Source organism: Acinetobacter sp. YH12137 (assembly GCF_013418535.1).
Classification (GTDB): Bacteria; Pseudomonadota; Gammaproteobacteria; order Pseudomonadales; family Moraxellaceae; genus Acinetobacter.
The window spans coordinates 35836-50408 of record NZ_VPBW01000015.1 but is presented as its reverse complement, the minus strand read 5'-3'; the positions used below and the strand labels follow the sequence as shown (position 1 = coordinate 50408).

Genomic DNA, 14573 nt, shown 5'->3' with positions numbered 1-14573 from the left:
TCCAACCTTTCTCCAACCTTATACCAGTTATGTTAATCAAATAGCGTACATAAGTACCTTATACCAAAGCTGTAGAAGCAGTTTGGTCACACGAAAATAAGCAAAGGAAATACATATGCGTTACGTCGATCCTAATCAACCTGATTCAAAAGTTCATTTTAAAGCACAATACGATAATTTCATTGGTGGCGAATGGGTCACTCCGGTCAAAGGTGAATACTTTGACAACATCTCTCCGGTAGATGGCAAAGTCTTTACCAAGGTTCCGCGTTCTTCTGTAGAAGACATTGAATTGGCCCTGGATGCAGCGCACAAAGCCAAAGAACAATGGAACAGAGCATCGCCGACCACCCGCTCCAATATTCTGTTGAAAATTGCCGACCGTCTGGAACAAAATCTGGAAATGTTGGCTGTAGCAGAAACCTGGGACAATGGAAAACCGATCCGTGAAACGCTGGCTGCCGATATTCCACTGGCCATTGACCATTTCCGTTATTTTGCCGGCTGTATCCGGGCTCAGGAAGGTGGCATTTCCGAAATTGATGAAGATACTATCGCCTACCATTTTCATGAACCGCTTGGTGTAGTCGGACAAATCATTCCCTGGAACTTCCCGATTCTGATGGCCGCCTGGAAACTCGCGCCAGCCTTGGCTGCAGGCAACTGTATTGTGCTGAAACCTGCAGAACAGACTCCGGTCAGTATTCTGGTGCTAGCTGAACTGATTCAGGACATTTTGCCGCCGGGCGTATTGAATATCGTCAATGGCTATGGGGTCGAAGTCGGCCGTCCACTGGCGACCAATCCACGCATTGCCAAGATTGCCTTTACCGGTTCAACCGCCGTGGGTCAGATGATCATGCAATATGCGACTGAAAATATTATTCCGGTGACTCTGGAACTTGGCGGTAAATCACCAAACTTGTTCTTTGCCGACATTATGGATCAGGAAGACGATTATCTGGACAAAGCTCTGGAAGGCTTTGCCATGTTTGCCCTGAACCAGGGTGAAATCTGTACCTGCCCTTCCCGGGCCTTGGTACAGGAAAGTATTGCCGATGAGTTTTTAGCGCGTGCAGTAGAACGGGTACAACGCATTAAAACCGGTCATCCACTGGATACTGATACTATGATTGGCGCGCAAGCTTCTCAGGAACAGCAGGACAAGATTCTGGGCTGTATTGCCACTGGCCGTGAAGAAGGTGCACAGATCCTGACTGGTGGTGAAGCACGTCAGGAAGTCGGTCAAGGTTTCTATATTGAACCGACCATCTTTAAAGGCACCAATGACATGAAGACCTTCCAGGAAGAAATCTTCGGGCCTGTACTGGCTGTGACCACCTTCAAAGACTTCGATGATGCGATCAAGATCGCCAATGATACGATTTATGGACTTGGTGCCGGTGTCTGGTCACGCTCAGCGCATACCTCTTACCGTGCAGGCCGTGCTATTCAAGCAGGTCGGGTCTGGACTAACTGTTATCACATCTACCCTGCCCATGCGGCTTTCGGTGGTTATAAAAAATCAGGGATTGGGCGTGAGAATCATAGAATGATGCTGGATCATTATCAGCAGACTAAAAACTTGCTAGTCAGCTATTCGACCAAACCAGCCGGGTTCTTTTAAGAAGTGAAATAAAAGCGAACTTCGGTTCGCTTTGAATGTATGCTAGCTAGCTTTCACAAAATATCAGCAACATCTTTTAAGGGGGAGAGGATGTCAAGTTGCGATTGCTAAGACCATACCATTATTAGAAAATTAAATTATTAAGCTTTTATTTTGCTTAGGCTATTTTTTAAACACATTAAGGTCAAGCCTGGAATAATGCTGACAAAGCAATACGGGCAGGTTTAATGGAATGGCAAGTAAAAACTTCTACTTTTAACCTCAGTTATTTATGAGAGAATTAGCGGCGCAATTATTCATGTATTTGTCGCTATTTTACTGATTTTCTCCGTAGCCTTCTTACAGACACAAAAAACCCAGCAGGTGTCGGGTCTTTTCATCATTCAATTCAGGAAGCGAGCAAATTGCGCAAGACATAGTGCAAGATCCCACCAGCCTTAAAGTATTGCACCTCATTCAAGGTATCAATACGACACAACACCTGAAAATGGCTATATGTACCATCGGTATGTTGCACTTCTACATCCAACATTTGATGCGGATGAATATCATCCGACAAGCCTAGAATTGATAGGGTTTCATGCCCGCTGAGGTTCAAGATCTGCCGGTTCTGACCCTCCACAAACTGTAATGGTAACACTCCCATACCGATCAGATTGGAACGGTGAATCCGCTCAAAACTTTCAGCAATCACTGCTTTTATCCCTAACAGGTTGGTACCTTTGGCCGCCCAGTCACGTGAGGAACCGGTGCCATATTCTTTCCCGGCAATAATCAGAAGTGGGGTTTGTTCTGCCTGATAGCGCATTGCCACATCATAAATCGAGAGTTTTTCTGCACTTGGAATATGCAGGGTATTGCCACCCTCCTCGCCACCCAGCATTTCGTTTTTGATACGGATATTAGCAAAGGTACCTCGCATCATCACTTCATGATTACCACGACGGGAGCCATAAGAGTTAAAGTCTTTTACATCAACCCCCTGTTGCTGCAAATATCTTCCGGCCGGACTATCTTGTTTGATATTGCCCGCCGGGGAAATATGGTCCGTCGTGACGGAATCACCTAGTACCGCCAAAATCCTTGCCTGGCTGATCGGCTGAATTGGTTGCACCGGCTGATCAATTTCTGCAAAAAAGGGAGGATGCCGGATATAGGTGGATTGTTCATCCCAAGCATAAGTTTGACTTTGGGGAATCTGGATTGCTTTCCACTTGGCATCTCCTTCAAAAACTTCTGCATATTCTTTATGGAACATCTCGGTATTCACATTCTGCAGTGCGGCATCGATTTCTCCCTGTGTCGGCCAGATATCTTTTAAATAAACCGCCTGGCCATCAAAACCCTCACCTATCGGCTCAGTCGTGAGATCAGTTCGAATATTCCCGACCAGACCATAGGCAACCACCAAAGGTGGTGAGGCGAGCCAATTGGTTTTCACCAGAGGATGCACCCGTCCTTCAAAATTACGGTTGCCGGAGAGTACTGAGGCTACATTCAAATCAAAACATTGCACAGCTTCTTCAATCACTTCAGGTAAAGGCCCCGAATTACCAATACAGGTGGTACAACCATAACCCACCAGGTTATAACCCAGTTGATTCAAATAAGGCATCAACCCTGCAGCGTCAAGATAATCACTGACCACTTTGGAACCTGGAGCCAGTGAACTTTTCACCCAGGGTTTTCGCCGCAAACCTTTTTCGATTGCTTTTTTGGCCAATAGCCCTGCTGCCAACATGACACTGGGATTCGAGGTATTAGTACAAGAGGTAATGGCTGAAATCACCACATCACCATGCTGCAACGGATATTTTTTACCCTCAATCATACAAAAAACATTTTCATGGGGCAGGTTGGCCTGTTTAGCTTCAACCGCCGTACCTCCCCCTCCTTCATTTTCCAGACGATCTTTTTCTTCCTTGACCGGTTTTAAGGTCAGATCCATGAAGGCATGAAAGGTTTGTGGCACTTGTGACAAGAGTACACGATCCTGCGGGCGCTTCGGACCTGCCAGACTGGCTTCTACCGTCGACATATCTAAAGCCAGCATGTCGGTAAAGACGGGCTCATCTCCCGGATTGCGCCATAATCCTTGCAACTTGCTATAGGCCTCTACCAAGGCAATTCTTTCCGGCTGACGTCCGGTTAAACGTAAATAGGAAAGCGTCACCTCATCAACAGGGAAAAAGCCACAGGTAGCGCCATATTCGGGTGCCATATTCGCAATCGTGGCACGATCCGCCAGGGGTAAATCTGCTAGGCCATCGCCATAAAATTCGACAAATTTTCCAACTACGCCTTTTTGGCGCAGCATCTGGGTAATGGTCAGCACCAGATCAGTTGCTGTAATCCCTTCTTTGAGTTTACCGGTAAGCTTAAAGCCGATTACTTCTGGAATCAGCATGGAGATCGGTTGACCCAACATGGCCGCTTCCGCCTCAATACCGCCTACGCCCCAACCTAACACGCCTAAGCCATTGATCATGGTGGTATGTGAATCAGTACCGACCAAGGTATCAGGATAGGCAAAGCGCTGCCCATCAATCTCATTGCTCCATACCACTTGTGCCAGATATTCCAGATTGACCTGATGGCAAATCCCGGTTCCTGGCGGCACCACGCGAAACTGATTGAGCGCCGCCTGCCCCCAGCGCAGAAACTGGTAGCGCTCACCGTTGCGTTGCATCTCAATGGCGACATTCTGCTCAAAAGCTTGCGGGCTGGCAAAGTAATCGACCATCACCGAGTGATCAATAATCAAATCCACGGGTGACAGCGGATTAATTTTTTCCGGATCACCGCCGGCTTTGGCCACCGCTGTACGCATCGCAGCAAGATCAACCACTGCGGGAACACCGGTAAAATCCTGCATCAGTACCCGTGCCGGACGATACTGGATTTCCTGTTCTGAAGTTCGTTTATTTAACCAGCCTGCCAAGGCATAAATATGCTCGGTTTTCACCGTGAGTTGATCTTCGAAACGTAGTAAATTTTCCAGCAAGACTTTTAAGGACTTGGGAAGCCGGGACAGGTCACCTAATTGCACTTGCAATTTGGACAGGTTGAAAATCAGATAGTGTTCTGAACCGACGGTTAATGTTTCTAAGGTATTAAAACTATTGATATCACTATACTTGGCCATCTAGCTTCCCTCCGGCTTGAGCTGTTATTTTTATGATCACAGTCAACTACTTCTTTACTTACTGTATGCTAACTGAGCGGTGGGTTTGTTATTATTTATTATAGGATTGCGCTAGCCAGTTAAATGCAGGGCTGCCAGGGCATTTTTCCAGAGAATTGCCGACAGTTCAAATCTGGCATCAACAACGTTTCTGCCCATCCCCTAAGGACATAAGCTAAATTGACCAGCGTATTACTTTGTTCAGTGTCATCAACGTCGAAGTTTCTCTAATTCTTCGATTAAATCCAACATCATAGCTACAGCAGTAAAACTTGCATCAAAATCACGCTGTAAACGATACGCTTTTTGTGCACGTGCCACATCATCCACTAAAAAATATAAATCTGATGCATTTACACGATTCGGCAAAATATCGTATTCAATCAGTTGCAGAATCCATTCAGGACTTTGACCACAAAGTTGAGCAAAACTATTTAAATCATAATATTGTTGCTCATCTATAACTTCTACCTGTTGGATATCTTCTAAGACCACCTCATAATATTTAACTGTCGTCATAATTTTACTCCTTATGATGATCTCGGCTTAAAGTTTGGAAATGCTGCTGCAAATGCTTCATAAGCTTGTTGTTCTTGTTCGGTTTGCGCAGTTGGTTGCACAATATCGAGGATGAGAAATAAATGCCCTGCATCTTTAGCAGGAATCCCCTGATTTTTTAAACGTAATTGTTGACCTGTTTTGGCATTTTTTGGAATTTGAATATTGAGTTGTTTACCATTGGGTAAGCTTGCCGTAATCGATTGTCCAAGTGCTGCTTCCCATGGACTAATCTTCAGATGATGATAGACATCCGAGTTTTCAACATAAGTTGAATCTGTAGCTTTATATTGAATTTCAATATACAGATCGCCATTCTCACCCCCATGAATACCCGGTTGTCCCTGGCCGGTTAAACGAATTTTTTGCCCTGCTTTCATGCCTTTTGGAATTTTAATTTTTAAGACTTTACGCTGTACTTCTGCTTGCCCGTACGCATTGATAGTTGGAATCTGTAAAGTGACATTTTGCGTTGCGCCATGGAATGCAACATCCAAATCTACTTCTAGAGTCGCGTGTTGATCATCACCTCTATAGGATGCTCGCCCCTGATAACGCTGTTCATTGAAACCACCAAAACCACCACCAAAGCGACCAAACAAGTCTTCAAACCCTGAAAAATCCTGTCCGCCCATATTTGAATAATATTGATGAGCATCCCTACCCTGGCTATTCTGTGGATGGTCTAATTCAAAATCATATTCTGCTTTTTTTTCATCATTACTTAACACATCGTAGGCAATGTTTAACTCTTGCATACGCTCTTCTGCATCAGCTTCTTTACTAATATCAGGATGATATTTTCTGGCAAGTTTACGATAAGCTTTTTTAATTTGCTCAACAGTTGCATCTCGAGATACACCTAATATTTCATAATAATTCTTGGTCATCTCTGCCCTATTGGTGGTTTATGTTTTATTCATTATTCATTTTTTTTATAGATAAAAAAACCTTTTAAAGATTTTTGTTGTTATAAATTATTTCTTTTACGAAAATAATAATTATTTAAAAATCATAGCATAACCTTGGTTTTTGTGAAGAAAACTACTAATTCAGAATTACGCATTCACCTCCTTTTCCTGGCTCAACTAAAAAGTGTAGCAACTTGCTACACTTTTTCACTTTTCTGGATCAGCTCTTTTAACAGGCTTTCTAGCTGGGACAGACTTGTTTCATCAATATGGGAAATATTGAGCGAGACCTTAAGCTGCTTCTGGTTAAGTTTGATATTTCCTGCAATCTTACCATCGTATTCGATTTTTCTTACGACTGAGGTGGTCGTCAGTTTTTCCGGGTCCTGACTTAATAATTTTTCTGCATAAGCTGTCACTTTGGTCTGCTCAAGCTTTTTGTCTTTTACTTTCTCCCAGCCTTGAAGCAAGGCAGCTTCCGCCGCAGATAGTTCCTGTATATGATCCGACAAAAATTTTTTAAATGCTGTTGCCGCAGTACGACCCAGTAAGCCAGGATTGAGCTCAAGATCATTTAAAATAACTTGTGGCAACTTTTCATAGGCCAGATATTTGTACATATCTTCGCGGTTCAATCCCAGAGAATTGGCCAAACGCTGCTTGTTTTTCTTTAATTTTTCATCCAATGCGCTCAGGCCAACAAAAACTTCATAATCTGTCAGATCTTGGCGTTTTAGATTTTCCGCCAAAGTTAATAATGAAGCTTCTTCATTATTGGCATCCACAATGATCGCTTCAATCACCGATTTACCCAGTAACTGATGTGCACGCAAGCGTCGCTCGCCTGCAATGAGCTCATATTTCAAGTTATCCAGTTTACGGACAGTAATCGGCTGCAAAAGACCGACTTCTTCAATAGAATCAGCCAGTTCTTTTAATTCCGATTCCTTGAATATTTTGCGCGGCTGGTTTGGACTTCGGCTAATGTCCTCAATTGGAACATTACGCCTAAACTCCTTTAGCTCTTTAATATTATCTTTTTGTGCCTGTTGGTGTTTCTCAGTATTCAGTTTCAATTTCTGAGCTAAAAGCTCTTTGGTGCTTGCCATAACGACCTCAATTTATACTTTAGCTACAATTTCAGTGGCTAGGCTTTCAAAGGCCTTACGTACTTTTGAATTTTTTTCTACTTTGAGTAAGGGTTGCTGCAAAATTGCTGCCTGATTGACCTTAGTACTTTGAGGGATCGTAGTTTCTAAAATTTTACCAACCTGTTTTAATGCCTCATCCCGAATCAGTTTACATACATTTTGGCGCTCATCATGCTTAATCAGCAAGGCGCCTAAGAGCGCCAAGTCTGGATTAATACGCTTGATCTTTTCCAGATGATTTAAAAGATCTGTAACCCCGTACAAGCCATATTGTGATCCAGATTCGATCGGGATAATGACATGGGTTGAAGATGCCAGTGCATTACTGGTTAAAAGTTTCAAGCTTGGTGGGCAGTCAATCAGTATGAAGTCATAAAGGTCTTTTAAGAGTTCTAGCTTGATATTAAGTTCTTCAGAAGGACGTGGTGCTTCTTCTTTCAGCTGGTCTTCTGTTTTTCCTAAATTTAATGATCCGTAAATTAATGATACTTTTTCGAAGTTCGTTTCTTCTTGTAATGCATCAGCTAATAATGAAATATCACCGACCAATAATTCTGCTGTGGTGACAGAAATTTCACTTGGATGCTGAATCCCAATATGTAAACTTGCGTTTGCCTGAGGATCTAAATCAATCACTAGAACTTTATTGCCCAAGTTGGCAAGTTCTGAGGCTAGGTGTACAACAGTCGTTGTTTTGCCACATCCGCCTTTATGGTTAGCAACAGTAATAATTTTTGCAGACATGCGTGTCAGATGCTTCCGTATTTGAATGTCTAGTAATATAAATAACTTTCGTTCATCTTACTATAGTTTTTAAATTTATAAATCCTGTTTGTTCAGATGTAAAACAGCTTAAAAAATAAATCTTTAACTAAGCTAGCTTAATTAATAATTAGAATAATTAGTTATTTAGCTAATTAATAATTAGGAGCATATTTTTGCTATATAAAACAAATGCTTGTGGTTTTAAAAGTGGAAGGTTTGTCACCGTAAAGTGGAAGGTTTGTCACTGTAAGGTGGAAGGTTTGTCACCGTAAAGTGGAAGGTTTGTCACCGTAAAGTGGAAGGTTTGTCACCGTAAAGTGGAAGGTTTGTCACTATGGTGGAAGGTTTGTCACTGCTATTTTTTAAAATGCTATTTTTATTTAAAAATAATTTATAAAACAAATATTTAAGGTGTTGATAAAGTCTCATAACTAAGCTTTAAAGGTGGAGAGGTTGTCACTGTATATTCTTGACCTGTGGATAATCTGTTTTTATTGGATATTTCCTGATGATTATATGTGCAGTTATACCTTTAAAATCTAACTGAAAGGTGGAAGCCTTGTCACATCAGGGTTTCTATCTGACTTAACCTACCTGAATCTGGATGAAAAAAAGTAAAAATAGGCATTCTGGACTGTAATCTTGCGGCTAAAGGTGGAAGATCTGTCACTATAGAGTGGAAATATTATATTTAATTCCACTTTAAAAACAAAAAAACGGCTAAAAGGCTTTTTTCTGATGACAAACCTTCCACTTTTAGAATCTCGTGGTGAAAGTCTTGAAAGTTTTTCCACTTTTGTATATAAAAACTAAGTCAAATTATAAATATCACGGTTATGACAGAATCTGAACCATTGCAAGAAGAATCGAATTATATTCCTTACTGTATAGGCAACATTCGCCATAATGGTGTTGTCAGTACCAGTAACCGTTTAATTCGCCCAATCGAGTTATCAGCCAATGAATATAAGGCGCTTCTATATGCAATGGCAGTTGCGAATTATAGTGAGAAAAATAGGATAAATGGTGAAATCACCGAACAAACCTATATTTATTTGTATAAGGATGATCTAGCAGATTTACTAGGATTGAATAAACGCAATTCAATTAATGTTGCAATAGACCGGATCTATAAAGAACTTTCATCTCGGGTAGCTCATTTTATTATTGAGGAGCCTGCTGATGATAAGAAGAGAAAAACGAAAAAAGTGCATTCTGTTGTTCCCATCATCCGTGAATTAAGATGGGAAGATGACTCTAAAAATGCAATTCAGATCCGTTTTACCAGTGAAGTATTACCGTATTTTACTCAACTAGCTGGGGGAAATTTTACTACCTATCAGCTAAAACATCTTTTCGCCCTTGATTCTGTTGCCAGTATGAGTCTTTATACGTATTTCATTAAAAACGAATTCAAGTATGCCAACCAGAAGAGTTATGAAGTTCCATTACTTTTAGAAAATTTGAAAGCACTGATTGATATTAATGAAACAAAATATGATCGTTGGGTAGATTTCAGGCGCTATGTATTAGACAAAATAGTGGCAGAAATTAACGAAAATACAGATCTACAATTAGAGTATGAAACTGTTAAGAAAGGCCGTCCAATTGTGGGTGTGAATTTTAAACTGCATCATCGGATTGCTGATAAAGCACCGGATGAAATGGCAGTAATTGAAAAAATCTATCTTGATGTTCCATTTGAAGACAATGCATTCGTAAAAGAGTTAGGTGCTAAATTCGATATGAATGTACGTTCCTGGTATATTTTTAATAATGATGAAAATTATCAGCAGTTCAAGAAGTGGTTTAAAAAAGTAGGGTGTCTCACTGACTCTCAAGCAAATATTGTCATTAATGACACTTTATTCCAAATGGATTTTGCTGAAATTGGTATAGGGCTGAATGACTTTAAACGAAACATGAAGCATAAACTTAAAAATAATCCGGAATTCGTTCAAAGTATTCGTGAAAGACTGAATGATATTTTTGGTAAAGACCTTATTTAGAAAAAAGTGTAGCAACTTGCTACACTTTTGGAGATATATGTTCTTAAAAAATACAAGTGGTAAGGACTATAGAAGAAAAACGGCTCTATTGCATATAGGCTTTAGAGATAGATCCTTCCTAAGTTAGGTGTTTAGTCCCAGATTTTAATGGTGCAATATTCTCAGATAAATGGAAGGAAGCACTATGGGACAAGTTCTACACAGCAGCGCCACAACGACACAGACAGTGCGTCGAGCAATACAAAATAGTCAAGAGAGCTTAAGAACGCTAGCCAAGCGTTACGGCATCAATCAAAAGACCGTCGCAAAATGGAAGAAACGTACTTCTGAACCGTATCGGGTTTGTCGGAGACTTTTTTATTTAAGTTAGGCCACCTGACCTAACGGGTTAATCTTATCATAGTACATTGCTTCAAACTCAAAAGGCGATACATAACCCAGTGCACTGTGTACACGCTTTTTATTGAACCAATCTACCCAGTTTAGTGTCGCAAGTTGTACATCTGCTAAACCTTGTCAATCTGCTTTTAAATATTCAATCACCTCTGTTTTGTATAAGCCATTCACCGTTTCAGCCAGAGCATTATCGTATGAATCACCAGTCGTACCGAATGATGCTCGTAAATTTGCAGCTTCTAAACGATTGGTATAGCGAATAGAAAGATATTGAACACCTCTATCGGAATGATGAATCACATTCTTTGGCATGCCTCGATCGTGCAATGCTTGCTCTAATGCATCGAGCACTATATCTGTATTCATCCGTGTAGATACTTTCCATCCAACAATTGCTCGTGAGAACACATCAATAATAAAGGCGGTATAGACCCAGCCTGAATGAGTTTGAATATAGGTAAAGTCAGCAACCCACAAGTGATTAGGCTGATCAGCTCTAAAATTACGTTTCACTAAATCATCTGCTCTTTTTTGATCATCTCGGCTACGGGTGGTTTGTTTATTCTTACCACGCCAAACACCTTGTATACCTAGCTTCTGCATCAATCGAGCAACTGTACAACGTGCAATAACATAACCTTCACGTTTCAATTGTTGCCAGACCTTACGCATACCATATCGACCTGAACTTTCCTTCCAAATTCGTTGAATTTGTTCAGCATGATGCTCATCATGTAGATCTCGTTTCGCTCGATGTTCTGGATTGTCAGCGAGATCTAAAGTTCGGTAATAGGTTGAAGCTGCGATCGGTAAAATCCTACAAATCGCATCAACACCATATCGATCTTTATTGTTATGGATGAAATCCACCATTATTTGTGTGGGCGGTCGAGCTCCGCCTGGGCGAAAAAAGCGGCTGCTTTACGTAGAATTTCATTGGCACGCTTTAATTCTTTAATTTCACGTTCCATTTGCTTCATTTTTTCTTGATCAGATATCTGTTGTACTTTAATAGGATTTTGCTGATCTAAATGCTTTTGATGCCAGGCACGAAGTGTTTCAGGAGTACAACCAATCTTAGGCGCAATTGCTGTGATTGCAGCCCAAGTAGAAGGATAATCTTTTTCAGATTCAATCAATAATTGAACCGCTCTTTCTCTAATTTCGGGGGTATATTTTAATTTTGTCATCGGGATAGTCTCTCAGAATATTGACTCTCCGACAAACCCGGTACGGTTCAATGGGTGGTGGTCCCTAAACGTGCAGCAACTTCAGCTACACTATGACCTTTCTCAGTAACTTGCTTTACTGCTTCAATTTTGAATTCTTCAGGGGTATATTTGGGTTCTTTCATCGGAACACTACAATTTATACCAGAATGACAACCTCGATAACTAAGAGCATGATCACCAATAAACTGACGCTTGCAGTTTTTGCATTGATAGCTTTGCTTGTCATATATTTTGAGGCCATTTTTCTTTACACCGTCACTTAGACAGGTTGGACATTTGATTTCTAGTGTTATTTGCATCTCACTATCTTATCAAAAGCCAACCTGTTTTTTTCAGCATACTTTTTGAAACACCACCGAAGATGATTAGGTTGTTATCTTGCTGAATACCGTTGGAAAACGAGCTGATAGCATAGTTTATGACGAAGCGAAAAAGCGAATTAAAGACTAAAATGAGAGGTATAAGCTCGCATTTTTGCATTCATATAATCACCACTATGTTGAATGTAGCTAAATTCCTTAATACGACAGAACCAAACTATACAAGCAGATGAACCAGAAAAGGACCTACCAAAACCATAAAAATACCAGCAAGTACCATTGTTAAGCTGGCAATCACCCCTTCTTCTTTATCACGACTATAGGCTTTAGTCGTTCCAAATCCATGTGCTGCGTTGCCCAAAGATGCACCCATGACAAAATGAGATTTTAACGGTAAGGCGCCTAGCACAATATCACCAATGATCATACCTATAACACCAGTAATCATGGTAAACAAAATAACCAGTTCGACAGAGCCACCTATATGACTGCTCAACTCCATTGCAAAAGGTGTCGAAATGGAACGCGCCATTAAGCTGTAGGTTGTTGACTGATCAAAATTAAACAGCTTAGCCAAATAAAATGAACTGATCATTCCTGCTAGCATCCCCATCACCACGCCCATACTGATAGAAAGTAGATGTGTTTTGATTATTTCACGGTATTCATAAATTGGAATGGCAAAGGCGACTGTTGCAGGGCCTAACATCCAGACAATCCATTGGTTATCTTGCATATACGTATCATAGGATATATTCAAAGATAAGATTAAAATAATCAGAAGGATAGGGGGTAGTATCGCTGGTGATAAAATCAGATAAGGATATTTTTGATGGATTTTTTTTACGACAGTATAAAAAAGTAAAGTTGAAATCAGACAAACAATGGCGATTAAAGTCATGATTATTTTCCATCCTGATCTATATTACGCAGAGATTGGGAGCGATTATTCTTGATTTTATTTTCAAACTGAAAGCCAAGATGTACACTATATGCTGTAACCACCATGACACAAATGGTGCCCAGAATAACAGCAAAGACTAATTGCCAGCCTTCTGTTAAAAAAAGATGTTTATATTTAATTAGTCCAACAAAACAGGGAATAAAGAATAAAACCAACTCACCTAAAATAAAATCGGAGCCACTCTTGATCCATTCGAGTTTAAAAAATCCAGTCAATAAACCTGTTAAAACAATAAAAAGCCCGATCACTGCACCAGATACTGGAAGTTTAAATAAGGATTGAAGTATGCTGCCAATCCACCAGAAAGCAAGTAATAAACTGATTTGCAAAATGATTTTACTGATATATTTAAATCGGGTCGGATGTTCGATTTGTACAGGCATTGATATCACAGCTTGATTTTGAAGATAATGTAAATTTTATATGCTGTACATATGCGAAATCATGAATAATTTTATAAATATTATTCTATATTGGAATAATTTATGGATCTAAAATCACTTAAAATTTTTGTTGAAACTGTTAATAGCCAGAGTTTTAGTTTAGCTGCAGTACGCTTGTTTATGACGCAACCGACTTTAAGCAAGATCATTAAAAGCTTAGAAGAAGAGTTGGGAACAGCACTATTTAAAAAAGGTGAAGCAGGAAGAAAACGTGAAGTCGTACTGACTTATACAGGTGAACTGATTTATCAGCATGCATTAAACATACTGTCAGAACATGAAAAAATTTATAACACGATTGAGCAAGTTAAGTTACTTAAAAAGGGTAAACTGACTTTAGGTTTACCACCATTAGGTTCTGTCTTATTTAGTTCACTTATTGCCTTATTTCATAAGCAACATCCGGATATACAGCTTAGTTTTTTAGAGGTAGGCTCAAATAGTATTGAGGAAGCAATTGCAGATAAACGTATTGATGTTGGTATTTTACTTGGTAATATTCGACCGACTTTTGCGTCAATCCCAGTTGTTGATTCAACAATGTGCTTACTATCCATAAAAGATTCACAGTGGAGAAATAGGAAAACTGTCAATTTGATTGAATTAAAAGAAGAATCCTTTCTATTATTTTCTGATACCTTTACTTTGAATAGTATGATTATTAAAGCAGCAAATACAGTAGGTTTTGAACCTAAAGTTGTTTGTAAAAGCAGTCAATGGGACTTTATTGCAAAAATGGTTGAATCAAATATGGGAATCGCATTACTTCCTCAAATATATTGCCAGCAATTAGATCAGGAAAAATTCAACACTGCCGTATTGGAAAATCCAGGTTTAAATTGGACTTTAAGTATGGCCTGGAATACGACTATAGCAATGAGTCCTGCAACTAGAGCATGGCTAAATATTGTAAAAGATCATAAACAGAAAATTCACTTTTAGTTCAATGCTTTTACAACCAGTTTTTGATTTAGTATAAAAACAAAGTTAGTAAATAAATCATATAAATCAAA

Annotated in this window: 10 protein-coding genes, 5 pseudogenes and 1 other annotated feature; of the genes and pseudogenes, 5 read left to right on the top strand and 10 right to left on the bottom strand. The window is 39.9% G+C overall.

From position 1 onward, the window contains the following. Positions 1-115: 115 nt before the first annotated feature. Complete coding sequence (locus FTU72_RS09395; RefSeq protein ID WP_166134673.1) at positions 116-1627, top strand: aldehyde dehydrogenase family protein; 1512 nt, start codon at positions 116-118, stop codon at positions 1625-1627. 388 nt (positions 1628-2015) lie between these two features. Here the strand turns inward: FTU72_RS09395 and acnA are convergent, their stop codons facing one another. From acnA to FTU72_RS09370, 5 genes are all read right to left on the bottom strand, one after another. After that, positions 2016-4772: an aconitate hydratase AcnA gene (gene acnA, locus FTU72_RS09390; protein ID WP_180052753.1), complete on the bottom strand. Its 2757-nt coding sequence runs from the start codon at positions 4770-4772 to the stop codon at positions 2016-2018. Between the two features lie 249 nt (positions 4773-5021). Continuing rightward, on the bottom strand, positions 5022-5330 hold the full coding sequence (locus FTU72_RS09385) for a chaperone modulator CbpM (protein WP_166134667.1): 309 nt from the start codon (positions 5328-5330) through the stop codon (positions 5022-5024). A gap of 11 nt (positions 5331-5341) precedes the next feature. Further along, positions 5342-6259, bottom strand: coding sequence for a DnaJ C-terminal domain-containing protein (locus FTU72_RS09380; protein WP_180031418.1), 918 nt, complete (start codon positions 6257-6259; stop codon positions 5342-5344). Positions 6260-6477: 218 nt separating this feature from the next. Then, a complete protein-coding gene (locus tag FTU72_RS09375) occupies positions 6478-7389 on the bottom strand; it encodes a ParB/RepB/Spo0J family partition protein (protein WP_180052752.1) in 912 nt (303 codons plus the stop codon). A gap of 12 nt (positions 7390-7401) precedes the next feature. Next, positions 7402-8175, bottom strand: coding sequence for a ParA family protein (locus FTU72_RS09370; RefSeq protein ID WP_166134659.1), 774 nt, complete (start codon positions 8173-8175; stop codon positions 7402-7404). Positions 8176-9032: 857 nt separating this feature from the next. On the opposite strand from FTU72_RS09370, the gene FTU72_RS09365 reads away from it, so the two are divergent. After that, positions 9033-10205 carry a replication initiation protein gene (locus tag FTU72_RS09365; protein ID WP_180031416.1) on the top strand — a complete coding sequence of 391 codons (1173 nt, stop codon included), beginning with the start codon at positions 9033-9035 and terminating at the stop codon, positions 10203-10205. A gap of 184 nt (positions 10206-10389) precedes the next feature. Beyond that, positions 10390-10533, top strand: a pseudogene (locus FTU72_RS09360) (IS481 family transposase); the annotation flags it as partial. A gap of 38 nt (positions 10534-10571) precedes the next feature. On the opposite strand, the pseudogene FTU72_RS09355 reads toward FTU72_RS09360, so the two are convergent. The 3 pseudogenes from FTU72_RS09355 to FTU72_RS09345 all read right to left on the bottom strand — a co-directional run. Then, a pseudogene (locus FTU72_RS09355) lies at positions 10572-11791 on the bottom strand (IS3 family transposase). After that, positions 11400-11516: a sequence feature (AL1L pseudoknot), on the bottom strand. (Overlaps the previous pseudogene by 117 nt.) A gap of 50 nt (positions 11792-11841) precedes the next feature. Next, a pseudogene (locus FTU72_RS09350) lies at positions 11842-11955 on the bottom strand (transposase); the annotation flags it as partial. 15 nt (positions 11956-11970) lie between these two features. After that, positions 11971-12132, bottom strand: a pseudogene (locus FTU72_RS09345) (IS1 family transposase); the annotation flags it as partial. A gap of 70 nt (positions 12133-12202) precedes the next feature. Here FTU72_RS09345 and FTU72_RS09340 point away from each other — a divergent pair. Next, a pseudogene (locus FTU72_RS09340) lies at positions 12203-12283 on the top strand (type II toxin-antitoxin system RelE/ParE family toxin); the annotation flags it as partial. 87 nt (positions 12284-12370) lie between these two features. On the opposite strand, the gene FTU72_RS09335 reads toward FTU72_RS09340, so the two are convergent. Continuing rightward, positions 12371-13054, bottom strand: coding sequence for an LrgB family protein (locus FTU72_RS09335; protein ID WP_166137095.1), 684 nt, complete (start codon positions 13052-13054; stop codon positions 12371-12373). A gap of 2 nt (positions 13055-13056) precedes the next feature. Further along, positions 13057-13500: a CidA/LrgA family protein gene (locus tag FTU72_RS09330; RefSeq protein WP_180052751.1), complete on the bottom strand. Its 444-nt coding sequence runs from the start codon at positions 13498-13500 to the stop codon at positions 13057-13059. A gap of 102 nt (positions 13501-13602) precedes the next feature. Here FTU72_RS09330 and FTU72_RS09325 point away from each other — a divergent pair, with 102 nt between their 5' ends. Beyond that, the gene (locus FTU72_RS09325) at positions 13603-14502 is read left to right on the top strand and encodes a LysR family transcriptional regulator (RefSeq protein ID WP_180031414.1); all 900 of its coding nucleotides are present in this window, start codon (positions 13603-13605) and stop codon (positions 14500-14502) included. Positions 14503-14573: the final 71 nt, after the last annotated feature.